General features: G+C 72.0%; 15 protein-coding genes. 2 read left to right on the forward strand and 13 right to left on the reverse strand.

Annotation, left to right across the window (positions count from 1 at the left end; all coding sequences use genetic code 11):
• Window positions 1-103 precede the first annotated feature (103 nt).
• On the forward strand, window positions 104-772 hold the full coding sequence (locus G407_RS0122625) for a L,D-transpeptidase (protein WP_029032636.1): 669 nt from the start codon (window positions 104-106) through the stop codon (window positions 770-772).
• A 14-nt stretch (window positions 773-786) separates the two neighbouring features.
• On the opposite strand, the gene murD is transcribed toward G407_RS0122625, so the two are convergent.
• Genes murD through mraZ form a run of 8 tightly spaced genes read right to left on the reverse strand, consistent with a single transcriptional unit; the run spans window position 787 to window position 9,948 of the window.
• Window positions 787-2,172: a UDP-N-acetylmuramoyl-L-alanine--D-glutamate ligase gene (gene murD / locus G407_RS0122630; RefSeq protein WP_029032637.1), complete on the reverse strand. Its 1,386-nt coding sequence runs from the start codon at window positions 2,170-2,172 to the stop codon at window positions 787-789.
• 13 nt (window positions 2,173-2,185) lie between these two features.
• Window positions 2,186-3,271, reverse strand: coding sequence for a phospho-N-acetylmuramoyl-pentapeptide-transferase (gene mraY / locus G407_RS0122635; RefSeq protein ID WP_029032638.1), 1,086 nt, complete (start codon window positions 3,269-3,271; stop codon window positions 2,186-2,188).
• A 9-nt stretch (window positions 3,272-3,280) separates the two neighbouring features.
• On the reverse strand, window positions 3,281-4,753 hold the full coding sequence (locus G407_RS0122640; protein ID WP_029032639.1) for a UDP-N-acetylmuramoylalanyl-D-glutamyl-2,6-diaminopimelate--D-alanyl-D-alanine ligase: 1,473 nt from the start codon (window positions 4,751-4,753) through the stop codon (window positions 3,281-3,283).
• Window positions 4,750-6,204 carry a UDP-N-acetylmuramoyl-L-alanyl-D-glutamate--2,6-diaminopimelate ligase gene (locus tag G407_RS0122645; RefSeq protein ID WP_029032640.1) on the reverse strand — a complete coding sequence of 485 codons (1,455 nt, stop codon included), beginning with the start codon at window positions 6,202-6,204 and terminating at the stop codon, window positions 4,750-4,752. The genes G407_RS0122640 and G407_RS0122645 overlap by 4 nt, the downstream gene beginning before the upstream one ends.
• A complete protein-coding gene (locus G407_RS29505) occupies window positions 6,201-7,982 on the reverse strand; it encodes a peptidoglycan D,D-transpeptidase FtsI family protein (RefSeq protein ID WP_043540360.1) in 1,782 nt (593 codons plus the stop codon). Before G407_RS29505 ends, G407_RS0122645 begins: the two co-directional genes overlap by 4 nt.
• A 3-nt stretch (window positions 7,983-7,985) precedes the next feature.
• On the reverse strand, window positions 7,986-8,396 hold the full coding sequence (ftsL, locus tag G407_RS0122655; protein ID WP_029032641.1) for a cell division protein FtsL: 411 nt from the start codon (window positions 8,394-8,396) through the stop codon (window positions 7,986-7,988).
• Window positions 8,393-9,436, reverse strand: coding sequence for a 16S rRNA (cytosine(1402)-N(4))-methyltransferase RsmH (gene rsmH / locus G407_RS0122660; RefSeq protein WP_029032642.1), 1,044 nt, complete (start codon window positions 9,434-9,436; stop codon window positions 8,393-8,395). The genes ftsL and rsmH overlap by 4 nt, the downstream gene beginning before the upstream one ends.
• Entirely contained in the window at window positions 9,433-9,948 is a 516-nt protein-coding gene (mraZ, locus tag G407_RS0122665) for a division/cell wall cluster transcriptional repressor MraZ (RefSeq protein WP_029032643.1), read from the reverse strand. Before mraZ ends, rsmH begins: the two co-directional genes overlap by 4 nt.
• Window positions 9,949-10,350: 402 nt before the next feature.
• Here mraZ and G407_RS0122670 point away from each other — a divergent pair, with 402 nt between their 5' ends.
• Complete coding sequence (locus tag G407_RS0122670; protein WP_029032644.1) at window positions 10,351-11,595, forward strand: phosphopentomutase; 1,245 nt, start codon at window positions 10,351-10,353, stop codon at window positions 11,593-11,595.
• A gap of 100 nt (window positions 11,596-11,695) precedes the next feature.
• Here G407_RS0122670 and G407_RS29510 read toward each other — a convergent pair whose 3' ends face one another.
• From G407_RS29510 to G407_RS0122695, 5 genes are all read right to left on the reverse strand, one after another.
• On the reverse strand, window positions 11,696-12,742 hold the full coding sequence (locus G407_RS29510; RefSeq protein WP_084327742.1) for a formate dehydrogenase subunit gamma: 1,047 nt from the start codon (window positions 12,740-12,742) through the stop codon (window positions 11,696-11,698).
• A gap of 83 nt (window positions 12,743-12,825) precedes the next feature.
• Entirely contained in the window at window positions 12,826-13,422 is a 597-nt protein-coding gene (fdh3B, locus tag G407_RS0122680; protein ID WP_029032645.1) for a formate dehydrogenase FDH3 subunit beta, read from the reverse strand.
• Window positions 13,423-13,438: 16 nt separating this feature from the next.
• A complete protein-coding gene (locus G407_RS0122685) occupies window positions 13,439-16,402 on the reverse strand; it encodes a formate dehydrogenase subunit alpha (protein ID WP_029032646.1) in 2,964 nt (987 codons plus the stop codon).
• Window positions 16,403-16,415: 13 nt separating this feature from the next.
• Entirely contained in the window at window positions 16,416-16,634 is a 219-nt protein-coding gene (locus G407_RS0122690) for a twin-arginine translocation signal domain-containing protein (protein WP_029032647.1), read from the reverse strand.
• Window positions 16,635-16,740: 106 nt separating this feature from the next.
• Window positions 16,741-17,526 carry a Cro/CI family transcriptional regulator gene (locus G407_RS0122695; protein ID WP_029032648.1) on the reverse strand — a complete coding sequence of 262 codons (786 nt, stop codon included), beginning with the start codon at window positions 17,524-17,526 and terminating at the stop codon, window positions 16,741-16,743.
• Window positions 17,527-17,561: the final 35 nt, after the last annotated feature.

The following is a 17,561-nucleotide window of genomic DNA, read 5'->3' on the forward strand; positions in this document are numbered from 1 at the left end:
CGGCGCTTGCGGCGGGGTAAGCGTTCCTTAAGAGCGTTCGTTAACCATGCGGATGCTCGCGACTCGCGCGGGCGCTTATCATCGCTTCTCCGGGTCGTCCTCCATGCTCGCGCGTCTCCTCCTGGTCCTCACGATCGGCGCCCTCGCGGCGTGCAACACCGCCACGACGGCGGACGGCCCTACCCGTGGAGAGTGGATCTCCCCCGCGGTCCTGGCGCAGGCGGTCGCGCTCGACGGGACGACCGCCTGGTACACGGGCTACAAGGCGGACGAGCCGTACGACATCCCGCTCGTCAATCGCGCGCTGATGCGGCCCGAGCTGATGCGCCAGCGCGTGTCCTACACGGGCCGCGAGGCGCCGGGCACGATCGTCGTCGATATCGACGGCCGCTTCCTCTACCTCGTGGAGGCCGACGGCAAGGCGATGCGCTACGGCATCGGGGTCGGCCGCAACGGCTTCTCCTGGCGCGGTGCGGCGCGCGTCGGCCGCAAGGGCGTCTGGCCGGGCTGGGGCCCCACCGACAACATGCTGCGCATCAACCCGGACCTGCCGACCTACATGGAAGGCGGGCTCGAGAACCCGCTCGGCGCCCGCGCGCTCTACCTCTACCAGGGCGATCGCGACACGCTCTTCCGCATCCACGGCACCAACGAGCCGTGGTCCATCGGCGAGGCGGTCTCCTCGGGCTGCGTGCGCATGCTCAACGAGGACATCGTCGACCTCTACGAGCGCGTGCCGGTCGGGGCGCGGGTGCTGGTTCGCCGGGGGTAAGGGGCCGACGGGGCTCAGGCGAGCCCCGCCACCAGCGCCTTGAAGCGCGCGCCGCGCTCCTCGAAATTCCGGAACTGGTCGAACGACGCGCAGGCCGGGGAGAACAGGACGACCTCGTCCGCCCCCGTCTCCGCCGCGTCCGCAGCGGCGCGCGCCACGGCGACGTCGAGCGTGCCGCAGCGCTCGTAGGCGACATGCCCGTCGAGGGTGGCCGCGAACTCCTCGGTCGCCGCGCCGATCAGGTAGGCCTTGGCGATCCGGCCCCAATGCGGCGCGAGCGCGGCGATCCCGCCGGCCTTGGGCTTGCCGCCGGCGATCCAGAACACGCGGTCGTAGGCGGCGAGGGCCACCTCGGTCGACTCGGCGTTCGTCGCCTTCGAATCGTTGACGAAGCGCACGCGCCCGCGGGTGCCCGCCTGCTCCATGCGGTGGGCGAGGCCCGGGAACGTCCGCACCGCGGCGCCGATCGCCTCGGGCGGCGCGCCGCAGAGCCAGGCGGCGGCGCAGGCGAAGGCGGCGTTCTGGGCGTTGTGGCGCCCGCGCAGCGATTCGACGCCCGCGAGATCGGCGAGCACCAGCGCGGCCTCCAGCGGCTCCCCCGCGTTGCGGGCGCGGATCTCGCTCCCAAGCGCGAAGAAGCCCCAGGGCCGCTCGCCCGCGGCCGAGACGGGATAGACGTCCGACCCCTCGCGCTCCGACAGGCGCCGGCCGATGGCGTTGGTCAGGTCGTCGTCGACGCCGACGAGCGCCGTGCGGGCACCCGCGACGAGGCGCTCCTTGATGGCGGCGTAGGCGTCGAGCGTCCCGTGGCGGTCGAGATGGTCGGGCGTGATGTTGATCAGGCAGCCGATCGTCGGGTCGAGCGACGGCGCGAGGTCGACCTGGAAGCTCGACACCTCGACGACGTGGACGCGCGCCTCGGAGGGCGGCGGCAGGGCGAGGATCGGCGTGCCGATGTTGCCGCCCATGGCGACGTCGAAGCCGGCCTCGCGCAGGACATGGGCGAGGAGCGCCGTCGTCGTCGACTTGCCGTTCGTGCCGGTGATGGCGACGAAGGGCGCATCCGGCGCGATCCTCCGCCGCTCGCGGCAGAACAGTTCGATGTCGCCGATGATCTCGATGCCCGCCGCCTTCGCGCGCTCCACCGTCCAGTGGGGCGCGGGGTGGGTGAGGGGGACGCCCGGGGAGAGCACGAGCGCGGCGTAGCCGGCCCAGTCCGCCGCGTCGAGGTCGACGACGGCGATGCCGGCCGCCGTCGCTTCCGCGCGCCTCGGCTCGGCGTCGTCCCAGGCCGCGACCGTGGCGCCGCCGGCGACGAGCGCCTGCGCCGTCGCGAGCCCGGAGCCGCCGAGCCCGAAGAGGGCGACCGACCGCCCGGCGAAGGTCGTGGCGGGGGTCATCGCGGACGTCCTCTCAACGCAGCTTGAGCGTGGCGAGCCCGACCATGGCGAGCACGACCGCGATGATCCAGAAGCGGATCACCACCTGCGGCTCCGTCCAGCCGAGCTGCTCGAAGTGGTGGTGGATCGGCGCCATCTTGAAGACGCGCCGGCCGGTGAGCTTGAACGAGACCACCTGGATGATCACGGACGCGGCTTCCAGCACGAACAGCCCGCCGACGATGGCGAGCACGATCTCGTGCTTGGTCGCCACCGCGATCGTGCCGAGCATGCCGCCCAGCGCGAGCGAGCCGGTGTCGCCCATGAAGACCTGCGCCGGGGGGGCGTTGAACCACAGGAAGCCGAGCCCCGCCCCGATCAGAGCCCCGCAGATCACGGCGAGCTCGCCCGTGCCGGGCACGAAGTGGATCTGCAGGTAGTTCGCGAAGATGGCGTTGCCGACGAGGTAGGCGATGAAGCCGAAGCTCGCGGTGGCGATCATCACCGGCACGATGGCGAGACCGTCGAGCCCGTCGGTCAGGTTCACGGCGTTGCCGGCGCCGACGATGACGAGCGCGCCGAAGGCCACGAAGAACCAGCCGAAGTTGATCAGCACGTCCTTGAGGAAGGGCAGGGCGAGGTGGTTCGCCAGCGCCGGCGTGGCGGTGTAGGCGATCGCCACGACGGCCACGCCGGCGATCAGCCCCTCGATCGCCAGCCGCGAACGGCCCGAGAAGCCCTTGTGGGACTGCTTCGTCACCTTGAGGTAGTCGTCGTAGAAGCCGATCGCGCCGAAGCCGACGGTGACCATCAGCACGATCCAGACGTAGGCGTTCTCGAGGTCGGCCCAGAGCAGGGTCGAGACGATGAGGCCGGCGAGGATCATCAGCCCGCCCATGGTGGGCGTGCCGCGCTTCGTCAGCAGGTGCGATTGCGGGCCGTCCTCGCGGATCGGCTGGCCCTTGCCCTGGCGCACGCGCAAGGCGGCGATGATCGAGGGGCCGAACCAGAAGACGAACAGGAATCCCGTCGCCGTCGCCATCCCCGTACGGAAGGTGATGTAGCGCAGGACGTTGAGCAGGCCGAACGTGTCGGAGAATTCGGAGAGCCAGACGAGCATGGGCGCGGGTTATCCTCGGCGCCCGACGGGCGCGGCCTCGGCGGCCGCGCGCGGCGCGGCGGCCTCGCTATAGCGCTCCTCGATCGCCGTGACGATCCTTTCCGTGCGCACGCCGCGCGATCCCTTGATCATCACGATGTCGCCGGGCCTGAGCGCGCCGACCACGGTGGCGACGAGTCCCTCCGAGGTCGCCGCCCAGCCGCCGCGGCGCTCGGGCGGCAGCGCGGCATGGAGCCCCTTCATCAGGTCGCCGACGGTGAAGACGAGATCGACGCCCGCCGCGAGCGCGACGGGCGCGAGCTCGCGGTGCTGGCGGGGGCCGTCGGGACCGAGCTCGAGCATGTCGCCGAGCACGGCGATGCGCCGCCCCCGCCAGGGCAGCTCCATCTGCCCGAGCGTCTCGAGCGCCGCGCGCACGGAGGCGGGGTTGGCGTTGTAGCTCTCGTCGACGAGCGTGACGGTGCCGCCGACGAGCGCGAGCTCGCGCCGCGCGCCGCGCCCGGCCGGCGGGGCGACGTCGGCGAGCGCCAGCGCCGTGAGCGCGACGTCCAGGCCGAGCGCCTTCGCCGCCGCGACGAGGGCCAGCGTGTTGAGCGCGATGTGCCGGCCCGCCATGCCGATCCGGTAGGCGAGGCGCTCGCCGAGCACCGAGGCGTCGACGATCGAGAGATCCGGCCGCGTGACGATGGTGACCGCGCGGACGTCGGCGCGCGGGTCCTCGCCGAAGGTGAGGATGCGGCCCGCATTGCTGGCGGCGGCGAGCGTCGTCAGCCGGTCGCAATGGGGGTTGTCGCGGTTGACGATGGCGACGCCGCCCGGCTCGAGCCCGAGGAAGATCTCGCCCTTGGCGTCGGCGATGCCGCGCACGTCGCGGAAGTTCTCGATGTGCACCGCCTCGACGGTGGTGACGATGGCCACGTGCGGCCGCACCATCCGTGCGAGCGGGGCGATCTCGCCGGCATGGTTCATGCCGATCTCGAAGACCCCGAACTCGGCGTCCGCCGGCATGCGGGCGAGGGTGAGCGGGACGCCCCAGTGATTGTTGTAGGAGGCGGCGGCGGCGTGCGTGCGGCCCGAGCGGGAGAGGGCGACCCGCAGCGCTTCCTTCGAGCCGGTCTTGCCGACCGACCCGGTGATGGCGACGATCCTGGCATCCGTGCGCGCTCGCGCCGCACGGCCGAGATCCTCGAGCCCGCGCAGGGTGTCGGGAACGACGAGCAGCGGACCCGCGTGCGCGAGCGCGCCCGCCCGGTCGTGCGCGACGATCGCCGCGGCGGCGCCCCTGGCGAAGGCGTCGACGACATAGTCGTGCCCGTCGTTGCTGTCGCCGACGATCGCCACGAAGAGATCGCCGGGTCGCAGCGTGCGGGTGTCGATGGAGACGCCCTCGATCCGCGCGGGGAGCGTTCCATGGGCGGTCGCACCCATGGCGGCCCGCGCGGCGTCTCCCGTCCAGAGCGGTGGGGCGGTCTCGGTCGTCATCGCATCCTCGCCTCGATCGCCGCCCGGACCTCGGCATGGTCGGAGAACGGCAGCGTCCGGTCGCCCACGATTTGGCCGGTTTCATGACCCTTGCCGGCGACGACCAGCACGTCGCCCGGCTCGAGCAGGGCGACGCCCGCGCGGATCGCCTCGGCGCGGTCGCCGATCTCGCGCGCGCCCGGCGCCGCGGCGAGCATCGCGGCGCGGATCGCCGCCGGATCCTCGCTGCGCGGGTTGTCGTCGGTGACGATCGCGACGTCCGCCCCCTCGACGGCGACGCGGCCCATGATCGGGCGCTTGCCGGGATCGCGGTCGCCGCCGCAGCCGACGACAACGACGAGCCTGCCCATGGCGAACGGCCGCAGGGTGGCGAGCACGTTGGCGAGCGCATCGGGCTTGTGGGCGTAGTCGACGACGCACAGCGCGCCGTTCGCCTCGCCGACGCGCTCGAGCCGCCCCGGCACGCCGACGAGGCCCGAAAGCGGCGCGAGCGCCTCCTCCGGCCCCGCGCCGGCCGCGACGGCGAGCCCCGCGGCGACGAGGGCGTTCTCGATCTGGAAGCCGCCGATGAGCGGGAAGTCGATCTCGGTCGTGCCGCCCGCATGCGCGATCGCGAGGCGCTGCGAGAAGCCGGTACGCGCCGCCGAGACGAGCCGAAGGGTCTCACCCCTGCGCCCCGTGGTGAGCACCTCCCGTCCGGTCTCGCGCGCGACGGCGAGAGCGCGCTGCGACCAGTCGCCGTCGAGGTTGATCACGGCCGGGCGCTCGGCGGGAAGCAGCGCCCGGAATAGGCGCATCTTCGCCTCGAAATAGGCCTCCATCGTCGGATGGTAGTCGAGATGGTCGCGGCCGAGATTGGTGAAGGCGGCCGCCGCGAGGCGCACGCCGTCGAGCCGCTTCTGGTCGAGGCCGTGGGAGGAGGCCTCCATGGCGAGATGCGTGATCCCGTCCGCCGCGAGCCGCTCCAGCGTCTTGTGCAGCACGACCGGGTCGGGCGTGGTCAGCCCGCCGTAGCTCGCGCCGGACGCCGTGACGATGCCGAGCGTGCCGAGGCTCGCGGAGGACGCGCCGCGGGCGGCCTCGATCTGGCGCACGAAGTCCGCGACCGAGCTCTTGCCCGCGGTGCCGGTGACGGCGACGATCGTGCCCGGCTGCTTCGGATGCATCCGCGCCGCGGCCTGCGCCAGGGCGGCGCGGGCATCGGCGACGCGGACCCAGGCGACCTCGCCCGGCAGGTCGGCGGGGCGCTCCGCCTCGCCGGCGACGGCGCGGGCGCCGGCCGCGACCGCGGCGGGCACGAAGCGCATGCCGTCGACCCGGGTGCCCGGCACGGCCACGAACAGCGAGCCGGGCGTCACCGCCCGGCTGTCGACCGCCACGTCGTCGACGAGGAGATCCGCGAGGTCCGGCGGGGCCTCGTCCAGCAGCGCGCCGAGCCGCGCGCCGCTCATTGCGTCGTCCCCCAGGCGCCCGCGCGGGCCATGGTCGGGAAGGGCGCTGCGGGCGGCTCGAAGCGGGGCGGGATGTCCAGCATGGGCGCGACGCGCTCGATGATCCGGCCGGTGGTCGGGGCGGCGTTCCAGCCCGACGTGGCGAAGCCGTGCGTCTCCGGCAACGCCTTCGGCTCGTCGAGGATGGTGAGGAAGAGATAGCGCGGATCGTCCGCCGGGGCGACCGCGAAGAACGTGTTGAGCCGCTGGTCGTGGGCGTAGCGGCCGTTCACCACCTTCTCGGCCGTCCCGGTCTTCCCGCCGACGTAGAAGCCCGCGATCGTCGCGGAGCGGGCCGATCCCCGCTCGGCGTTGAGCCGCATGACGTAGCGCAGCGCCTCGCTGGTCTCGGGGGAGATCACCTGGTCGGCGATCGCCTGCGCGTCCTCCTCCGCGCGCTGGAGGAAGGTCGGCGGGATCAGGTAGCCGCCGTTGACCATCGCGGCGGTCGCCATGGTGGCGGCGAGCGGCTGCACGGCGATGCCGTGGCCGAAGGAGATCGTCGCCGTGTTGATCTCGCCCCACCGCGACGGCACCAGCGGCGCGGCGCTTTCGGCGAGCTCGGTGCGCAGGCGCCCGAGCAGGCCGAGCTCGCGCAGGAACGCCTGCTGGTGCTCCGCCCCGAGCGCCAGAGCCATGCGCGCAGTACCCACGTTCGAGGAGTAGATGAAGACTTCCGGCACGGTCAGCGGGCGGTTCTCGCCGCGATAGTCGCTGATCGTCTGTCGTCCGAAGCGGAGCGATCCGCGGGCATCGAGCACCGAATTGATGGTGAACCGGCCCGATTCCAGCGCCATGGCGGTGGTCACCGCCTTCATGACCGAGCCCATCTCGTAGACGCCGACGTTGATCCGGTTGATTCGGTCGGGCTGCTGCGCGTCGACGGGAACGTTGGGGTCGAAGTCGGGGAGCGAGACGAGGCTGATCACCTCGCCGGTGCGCACGTCGAGGACGAGGCCCGCGGCGGCGATGGCCGAGAACTTCTCCATCGCCGCGACGAGCTCGGCACGCACGGCGTGCTGGACGCGCAGGTCGAGGGAGAGCCGCACCGGCGAGGGCTCCGGGTTCTCGCCCGGCGCGATCTCGTCGCCCGAGAGCGCGAGACCCTGCGCGTCGATCCACCGCTCGATGCCGGCGATGCCGACGTTGTCGATGTCGGCGAAGCCGAGGACGTGCGCGGCGGCGACACCGTTGGGGTAGACGCGCTTGTTCTCCGGCAGGAAGCCCACGCCGGGGATGCCGAGCGCGTGCACCTCCGCCTGCTGGCGCGGCGTGATCTCGCGCTTGACCCAGATGAAGCCGCGTTCCGTCGAGAGCTCGTCGCGCAGCTTCGTCGCGTCGAGGTCGGGGAAGACGGCGGTGAGCAGCTCCGTCGCCTCGTCCGGGTCGATGATGTTGCGCGGCTCGGCGAAAACCGAGGCCATGGTGATGTCGGTCGCCAGGATCTCGCCGTTGCGGTCGAGGATGTCCGGGCGCACGGTGCCGATCTCGCTCGAGGCCGCGCGGCGCGGGCCGGTCTCGGCGTCCGGCTCGATGCCGAGGAGGACGAGACGCCCGGCGATCACGATGAACAGGCCCGCGAAGCAGACCATGCCGAGCGCGATGCGCGCACGGCTCTTGTCCGCGCGCAGCCGGAACAGCCCGCCGAGGAAGCCCGGGCGCCGGTCGCCCGGCGCCTCGCCGGCGCCGGGCGCCGCGGGCCCGGGGGTCTGTCGCTGCGTCGTCTCGAGCGTGGGCACGGGCTACCTCGCGGGCGTGCGGGTGGTGGGCGTCACGGCGGCGCGGACGGGGATCGAGCCCGTCGTGCCCGGCGTCGCCGTGGGCGCCGCGAGGCCGAGCGCCTGGAGCTTCGCGCCGATCTCGTCCGCCGCGGGCGGACGCTCGGGCAGGTCCTCGAAGCGCGCGAGCTGCTCGACCGTGAACGGCACGATCTCGGGCAGGTGCGCGTCCGCGAGCGCCTCGACCCGGTCGGGCCGGTTGAGGAAGGCCCATTCGGCGCGCAGCACCGCGATCATCTCGCGCTCGCGGGTGATCTCGCGCTCGAGCCGCGCGAGCTCCTCGGTCTGGCGGATGGTCTCGTACTTGATGGAATAGGCCCAGACGGCCGAGCCGATCAGCCCCGCGATCGCCGCGACGTGCAGGATCTTGATCATCGGCGGGCTCGCGGGCGGATGGGGGCGGGGAGGGTGGCGAGCGTCTCGAGCGCCGAGAGCGGCGCCTGCGCGGGCGCGTCGAGCCGCTCGCCGGCGCGCAGCTTCGCCGAGCGGGCGCGCGGGTTCGCGGCGAGCTCGGCCTCGCCGGGGACGACCGGCCCCTTCGTCGCGAGGCGGAAGCTCGGCTGCGGCGCCTCGCCCGCCGGCAGGTGCCGCGAGCCGCCGGGCGACCGGCCCGCGCGGGCGGCGAGGAACTGCTTGACGATGCGGTCTTCCAGCGAATGGAAGGTGACGACGACGAGCCGCCCGCCCGGCACGAGCACGCGCTCGGCGCCGTGGAGCGCGCGCACGAGCTCGCCCAGCTCGTCGTTGACGGCGATTCGCAGGCCCTGGAACGTCCGCGTCGCCGGGTGCGGGCCGTGCGGCTCGGCGCGCACGAAGCGCGCCACGAGCTCGGCGAGCTGCGTCGTCGTCTCGAAGCGGGTCTTGCGGCGCGCCTCGACGATCCCGCGGGCGATCGCCCGCGACCGGCGCTCCTCGCCGTAGTGGTAGAAGATGTCGGCCAGCGTCGTCTCGTCCGCCTCGTTGACGATGTCCGCCGCGCTGGGGCCGGCCTTCTCCATGCGCATGTCGAGGGGACCCTCGAAGCGGAAGGAGAAGCCGCGCCCGGCCTCGTCGAGCTGCATCGAGGAGACGCCGATGTCGAGGACGACGCCCCCGAGACCTTCGGGCGCGACCTCGCCGGCGATCCGCTCCAGCGCGCCGAAGCGGGCTTCCACGAGCGACAGGCGCGGCGCGTAGGCGGCGACGAGCGGCGCGCCGCCGGCGATCGCCTCAGGATCGCGGTCGAGGGCGACGACGCGGGTGCGCGCATCCGCATCGAGCAGCGCACGGGTGTAGCCCCCCGCGCCGAAGGTGCCGTCCAGGATCGTGCCGCCCGCGGCCGGCGCGAGGGCCGTGACGACCTCCTCGAGGAGCACGGGTGCGTGACGGGCCGGTCCGCCAGCGGCTCCGGCCGGGCCGTCGCCGCGGCCCGTCATCGCACCCGTGCTCCCGGAGTGTCGTCCTCCGACGGGGCCGAAGCCCCGAGAGACGTCGTCCCGAGCGTCGCCGTCCCGATCGATCGCTTGAGGTCCCGCACCTTCGCGCGCGCCGCCTCCAGATGCGCGCGAAAACGCTCGGGCTCCCAGATCTGGAACTTGTGGCCCAGGCCCACGAAGGTCACGCTGTCCGCGATCTCCGCATGGGCCTTCACGCTCTCCGTCAGGATGACCCGTCCCTCCGTGTCGACCTTGAGGATCTCGCTCGTTCCGAAGAGCGCCGTGGACAGCTGGTCGCGCTCGTCCGAATAGGGTGTGAGGCTCGACAGGAACGCGTCGATCTCCTCCAGCAGACGATTGCCCCCCGCGTCCAGGGCCGGCGCGTCCAGCGCCGGATGAACGTAGAGCCCCTCGAACCCGTCGCGCGCCAGCACGGCACGGAACGTCGCCGGGATCGACACGCGCCCCTTCGCATCCAGCCGATTGGTGAAGTTGGACACGAAGCGGTTCATCGGCCGCCCTGACGCTCCCCGAACCGAACCCGCCGGCAGATACGCCGCCGGACCCCGTCCACGACGGCGCGCGCATACGCTCGGGGCCGCGTGAGCGGCATCCGTGCGGCTGGCGAAGCACCGTGACCGGGATGATTTGGGATACCATGGGCGTGTATGGTCGTCAACGGAAGCGGCACGGGACGAAGCACCCGCAGCCTGTGCTCCGATGAGAGCGCGATACGGTTAACGAAGTCTCACGCCCCGGGGTCCCGCGCGCGATTTCGCCAGGGCCTGCAAGGGAATGGCCAAGCTCGGGAGGCGGATCGAGAAGCCCCCCCTCCCGCCCGGAGAGGGGAACGGCCGGGATGACATCGCCCGCGGCCGGGGCTAGCCTCTCGCGCCAGGAAGGAAGCACGCAAGATGCACCGCGCTCTCGTCATCGTTCTCGATTCCGTCGGCATCGGCGGCGCCGAGGATGCCCACGCCTATGGCGACGACACCTCCGATGCCGGCTCGGATACGCTCGGCCACATCGTCGCGGCCTGCCGCGACGGGCGGGGCGACCGGGCGGGCCTGCGCGAGGGACCTCTGCGCGTCCCGAACCTCGCACGCATGGGCATCGGCGTCGCGCACGCCGCCTCGACCGGCCGGACCGATCCGCTCCCGCACCTCGCGCCGCCGACCGAGGGGCCGGCGGGCGCGTTCGGCTATGCGGTGGAGACCTCGGCGGGGAAGGACACGCCGTCGGGGCACTACGAGATCATGGGCTGCCCCGTGCCGTTCGCCTGGGGAACCTTCCCGCGCACGCAGCCCACCTTTCCGAAGGCGCTGACCGACGCCCTGATCGAACGGGCGGGCCTCCCCGGCATCCTCGGCGACAGGCACGCCAACGGCATGGCGATCATCGAGGAGCATGCCGCCGAGCACATCCGGACGGGCGCGCCGATCTGCTACACGTCGGCGGATTCGGTCTTCCAGATCGCCGCGCACGAGGAGCATTTCGGGCTCGAGCGGCTCTATGCCGTCTGCGAGATCGCGCGGGAGCTGTGCACGCCGTACAAGGTCGGGCGCGTCATCGCCCGCCCCTTCGTCGGCACGCCCGACAGCGGCTGGACGCGCACCGGCAACCGCAAGGATTATGCGCTGCCGCCGCCGGCGGACACGCTTCTCGACGTCCTGGCCCGCGAAGGGCGTACCGTCGTCTCCGTCGGCAAGATCGGCGACATCTTCGCCCACCGCGCCACCGGCGAGGAGGTGAAGGGCCACGGCAACGCGGCCAACCTCGACGCGGCCCTCGGCGCTCTCGCGCGGCTGCCGGAGGGCGGGCTCGTCTTCGCCAACCTCGTGGACTTCGACCAGGAGTTCGGCCACCGCCGTGACGTGCCCGGCTATGCCGCCTGCCTGGAGGCTTTCGATGCACGCGTGCCGGAGATCGAGGCGGCGCTCGCGCCCGGCGATCTCGTCGTGATCACCGCCGACCACGGCAACGACCCGACCTGGACCGGCTCGGACCACACCCGCGAGCACGTGCCCGTGCTCGCCTTCGGGCCGGGAATCGCGCCGCGCGCCCTCGGCCGCCGGGAGAGCTTCGCCGACATCGGCGCCGCCGTGGCGCGCTGGCTCGGCGTTCCGGGGACGGGGAAGGGGACGCCGTTCGAGCCGTGACCCGTCGGGCTCCGCACGCGAAGAGGCCCGGCGCGATCGCGCGCGCCGGGCCTCTTCGTGTCTCTGCCGGCGGCCCCGCGAGGCCGCGGATCACTCGGCCTTACTCGGCCGGCTGCGGCGCCGGGCGCGCGCCGGGCGTTCCCGCGGAGGCGCCGCCCTGCTTGCGGCGGGCCTCCTCGGCCCAGAGCGAGTGGTGCTCCTTCGCCCAGTTGAAGTCGACCTCGCCGGAGCCCATGGCGTCGAAGGCGCCCTGCATCCCGACGGAGCCGATGTAGATGTGGCCGACCATGATCGCGACGAGCACCGCCGCCACGATGCCGTGGATGATCTGCACGAGCTGCCAGTCGGCGTAGCCGCCGGCGAGATAGGGGAAGAGCAGCAGCACGCCGGTGACGGAGAGCGCCGCGCCGCCCAGGATGACGGACCAGAAGATCCCCTTCTGCCCGGCGTTGAACTTCTTCGCATCCGGGTGCACGCCCTTCTTCAGGAGCCCGCCACCGGCCTTGAGCCAGGCGACGTCCGTGCGATCGGGGATGTTGTCCTTGATCCAGACGGCGAGCATGAAGACGAGGCCGGCCATGAACGGCCAGGCGAGGTAGTTGTGCGCGTACTTCCCCCACTGGGTCGCCGCGGCGAAGGCCTCCGGCCCGAACAGCGGGATCAGCACGTAGCGCCCGAGCACGAGGTTCAAGCCCGTCAGCGCCAGGATCAGGAACGACCCGGCGGTGAGCCAGTGCACGAAGCGCTCGAAGGAATTGAAGCGCAGGATCTTCAGGCCCGACATCCCCGAGTCGATCGTGATCTTCCCGCGCACGGCGTAGAAGGCGACGACGATCGCGAGCATGCCGAGAAGCGCGATCGCGGTGATCCAGAGCATCGTGCCCTGGTGGAAGGCGCGCCAATCCTGGCCGCCGGGCTTGATCAGGCCCGTCGCCTTCTGGTCGGGAATCGAGACGCGGCCGGCGATCTCGCCGCCGGGCTGGAGCGCCTGGAGGAGCTGCTCCTCGGTGACCGCCGAAGCGGTGGGATTGATCGACTGCGCCCGCACGTCGCTCGGGACGAGCACGGCGGCGAGGCCGAGGAGCGCGAATGCGGCGAGCGCGGTGCGGGCGCCTTTCGCGAAGGAGGTGAGGCTCGCGCGGAGCATGGGGGTCGTCCTTCCCTGAACCTTTTGAACACGAGGCGGTCCGGCGGCGGAGCCTCGCCCCGCCGCCTCTGTCGAGCCGCGCCTCAGATCGCGACCGTCTCCTTGTAGGCCGTCTGCCAGCCCCAGGCGCCCGAGCCGTAGCCGCGGGTGACCACGCGCTCGCGGTAGATCTCGGCGATGATCTCGCCGTCGCCGGCCAGAAGCGCCTTGGTCGAGCACATCTCGGCGCAGATCGGCAGCTTGCCCTCGGCCAGACGGTTGGCGCCGTACTTCTCGTACTCCGCCATCGTCACGTCCGCCTCGGGGCCGCCCGCGCAGTAGGTGCACTTGTCCATCTTGCCGCGCGAGCCGAAGTTGCCGACGCGCGGATATTGCGGCGCGCCGAACGGGCAGGCGTAGAAGCAGTAGCCGCAGCCGATGCACAGGTCCTTCGAGTGCAGCACCACGGCGTCCACCGTCGTGTAGAAGCAGTCGACCGGGCACACGGCCGCGCAGGGCGCGTCCGTGCAGTGCATGCAGGCCATCGAGATCGAGCGCTCGCCGGGCGTGCCGTCGTTGATGGTGACGACGCGCCGGCGGTTGATGCCCCACGGCACCTCGTGCTCGTTCTTGCAGGCGGTGACGCAGGCGTTGCACTCGATGCAGCGGTCCGCGTCGCAGAGGAACTTCATCCGAGCCATTGTCGCTATCCCTCGTTCACGCGGCCGCGATCTGGCACAGGGTGACCTTCGTCTCCTGCATGCCGGTCACGGGGTCGTAGCCGTAGGTGGTCACGGTGTTCACGGACTCGCCGAGCACGATCGGGTCGGTGCCCTGCGGGTACTTCGCGCGCTGGTCGACGCCCTGGAACCACCCGGCGAAGTGGAAGGGCATGAACGCGACGCCGCGTCCCACCCGCTCCGTGACGAGGGCCTTGACCCGCGTCTTCGCGCCGCTCTCCGGGCCGGTGACCCAGACGAGCTGGCCCTCGCCGATGCCGCGCGCGGCCGCGTCCGCCGGGTTGATCTCGACGAACATGTCCTGCTGGAGCTCGGCGAGCCACTTGTTCGACCGCGTCTCCTCGCCGCCGCCCTCGTACTCGACGAGGCGGCCCGAGGTGAGGATGATCGGGAAGTCGCGGGCGATGCTCTTCTCGATCGCCGTCTTCTGCACCGTGTGGCCGATGTTCGGCACGCGCTGCTGACGGAAGTCGTCGCGGGTCGGGTACTGCGCCACGAGATCGGTGCGCGGCGTGTAGATCGGCTCGCGATGGACCGGCACCGGATCGGGCAGGTTCCAGGCCATGGCCCGGGCCTTGCCGTTGCCGAAGGGGATCGCGCCGTGCTCGAGGCAGACGCGCTGGATGCCGCCGGAGAGGTCCGTCGACCAGGAGACCGCGTCGGCGTTGGCGCCGCCCTGGGTCTCGATGCGGGTGCGCTCCGCCTGCGTGAGGTCGGCGTCCCAGCCGAGCTGCTTGAGCACGCCGTAGGTGAACTCGGGATGCCCGTCGGTGAGCTCCGAGCCCATCGGCGCCGAGCCCTCGGCGAGCAGCGTCACGCCCTCGCGCTCCACGCCGAAGCGGGCGCGGAAGGAGCCGCCGCCGTCCTTCACGTGGAGGTTCGTGTTGTAGAGGATGTGCGTGCCGGGATGGCGGATCTCCGGCGTGCCCCAGCACGGCCAGGGCAGGCCGTAATAGTCGCCGCCGACGTCCGCCGCGTCACGCGGCGCGCGCAGGGTGACGAGGTCGAAGGCGCCCTGGTTGGCCATGTGCGCCTTGAGACGCTCCGGAGACTGGCCGCAATAGCCGGTCGACCAGCCGCCGCGGTTGATCTCGGAGAGCACGCTCTCGGGCTGCGGCTCGGGGCCGAACTTGCCCTCCACCATCTCGATGTTCTTGAACATCCGGTCGGCGAAGCCGAGCTTCTCGGCGAGCTGGTAGATCACCCAGTAGTCGTTGGCCGACTCGAAGATCGGCTCCACCACCTTGTCGCCCCACTGGATCGAGCGGTTGGAGGCCGTGCGCGAGCCCGAGCACTCGAACTGCGTGCAGATCGGCAGGAGGTAGGTGTTCTCCGTGCGCTCGCCGAGCACCGCGAAAGTGGTCGGGTGCGGGTCGGCGACGACGAGGAGGTCGAGGCGCTTCAGGCCCTCCGCGACCTCCGGCATCCGGGTGACGGTGTTGCCGCCGTGGCCGAACACCATCATCGCCTTGATGTTGTCGCGCTGGTCGACCTGCTCGGGGTCCAGCATCACCGCGTCGAACCAGCGGGTGGTGGTGATCCCCGGGGTCTCCATGTTGGCCTTGCGGTCGCGGCCCTCGCGCCCGCCCTTGGCCGGCACCTCGTCGAAGCGCGCCTGCAGCCAGTCGTACTCGACCTCCCAGACCCGCGCCCAGTGCCGCCAGCCGCCCTCGGCGAGGCCGTAGTAGAGCGGCAGCGAGGTGACGTCGAGGCCGAGATCCGTCGCGCCCTGCACGTTGCAGTGGCCGCGGAAGATGTTGGCGCCCGTGCCCTCCGAGCCGACGTTGCCGGTGGCGAGCAGCAGGTTGCAGTAGGCGCGCACGTTGGCGGTGCCGACCGTCTTCTGCGTCGCGCCCATGCACCAGATCAGGGTGGAGGGCTTCTGCGTCGCGAACATCTCGGCGACGCGCTTCAGCTGCTCGCCCGGAACGCCGGAGACGCGCTCCACCTCCTCGGGGGTCCACTTCGCGACTTCCTTGCGCACCTCGTCCATGCCGTAGACGCGGCTCGCGATGAAGTCCTTGTCCTCCCAGCCGTTCTCGAAGATGTGCCACATCATGCCCCAGATCACCGGGATGTCGGTGCCGGGACGGATGCGGACGTACTCGGTGGCGTGGGCGGCGGTCCGCGTGAAGCGCGGATCGACGACGATCATGTTCGCCTGGTTCAGCTCCTTGCCCGAGAGCACGTGCTGGAGCGAGACCGGGTGCGCCTCCGCGGGATTCCCGCCCATGATGATCATGGTCTTGGAATTGCGGATGTCGTTGTAGGAGTTCGTCTGGGCGCCGTAGCCCCAGGTGTTGGCGACGCCGGCCACCGTGGTCGAGTGGCAGATGCGCGCCTGATGGTCGACCGAGTTCGTGCCCCAGAAGGCGGCCAGCTTGCGATAGAGGTAGGCGCCCTCGTTCGAGAACTTCGCCGAGCCGAGCCAGAACACGGAGTCGGCGCCCGACTGCTCGCGGATCGTCCCGAGCTTCGCCGAGATCTCGGTGAGCGCCTCCTCCCACGAGGTGCGCTGCCACTGTCCGCCGACGAGCTTCATCGGGTACTTCAGGCGGCGGTCGCCGTGGACCAGCTCGCGGACCGACGCGCCCTTGGCGCAGTGCGTGCCGCGGTTGATCGGGCTCTCCCAGGCCGGCTCCTGGCCGACCCAGACGCCGTTCTGGACTTCCGCGATCACCGTGCAGCCCACCGAGCAGTGGGTGCAGATGTTCTTCCGGGTCTCGACGGCGACGCCCTCGGCCATCGGGCCGGCCTCGGCCTGGCGCACCGCGCCGAGCGAGAGGGAGCCCGCGGCGGCCAGCCCGCCGACGGCGAGGCCGGAGCGGCGCAGGAAGGTGCGGCGATCGATCGCTTGGTTGACGAGCCCCGCGACGATGGCGGGATGGCGGGCGCGGCGGGCCTCGCCGGATGTGCCGTGCGTCTTGCGCTTGACGAGCATGGAACCCGCCTCCTCAGTAGCGGTTGGTGCGGTAGAAGGCCTGGACGTGCGCCGTTTCCTGGTAGCGCGCCTTCACCTTCTCGTCGGCGGTCTCGCTCGCCTGCGCCTCGCTCCCGGCGAGGGGGGAGACGACGACCGCCGCAGCGAGGCTGCCGGCACCGCCGACGGCCCGCAGGAAGCCGCGCCGATCGAGCGCCTCGCGGGCGCTCTCGTTCGTTTGCGTCTTGCGCATTCCCGGTCCTCCACATCGGATCCGTCGGGGGGCGGACCCGTTTCCCTGGGGCGGTGCGGACCGCCCGTGATCGTTGCCGGCGCGCCCGCGCACGCGCCCGTTCCGCTCAGTCCCCGATCTCGAAGGCTTCCGCCTCGATCTCGAGGAAGGTCCGGCCCACCGCGCCGACGGCCCTGTAGAGCCGCGACGAGGGGGCGATCTCCAGATCCGCGAAGAAGCGCGGCGCCCACGGCTCGAGGTGCCGCTCGAAGAAGCCGCGCTCGGCGCTGTCCTCCGTGTCGAACCGACGCCCGGCGAGGCCGGCCATCACGTCGCAGAGGATGGCGATGTGGTCCTCCGGGTCCTTCAGCCCGCCCTCGCGCTCGAGCCCGAGCGACTTCAGGTCGGCGCGCACCGCGGCGAGCGGCCGCTCGTGCAGGAAGCCCGTGAGGTAGAACGAGGCGTAGGGCAGCAGCTCGCCGCGCCCGAGCCCGATGAAGAGGTCGAAATACTCGCGGCTCGCCGCCTCCGGCCCGATCCGCGCCGCCGCGTCGGCGAGCTGGAGATGCGCCATGCCGAGCGGGCTCGAATCGCCCTTCAGGCCGCGAAGCGCGTCCAGCGTATCGGCCGTCGGCGCCTTGCCGAGGAGATGCGCGAGGAGGTCGTACTCGCGGGCGCGCAGGAGGTCGATCTCGTCGACCCCGCCTTCGGGCTCGCCGGCGCCGCCCTGCGGGTACAGATCCGGCCGCAGCAGGCTGCGGGAGACGCCCGTGGCGGTCTCGACCGCGAGCACGCGCTCGGCCGGGATCCGGCTCCAGTTCGAGACGGACGGCTGGGAGATGCCGAGCGTGCGCGCGAGTGCGCCGACGCCGCCGGCGGCACGGATCGCCAGATCGAGCCCTTCGTCCCGCATGCGCTTCCCCGGTCCTGCCGCCTTCTCGGGACGGT

Source organism: Salinarimonas rosea DSM 21201 (genome assembly GCF_000429045.1).
GTDB classification, from domain to species: domain Bacteria; phylum Pseudomonadota; class Alphaproteobacteria; order Rhizobiales; family Beijerinckiaceae; genus Salinarimonas; species Salinarimonas rosea.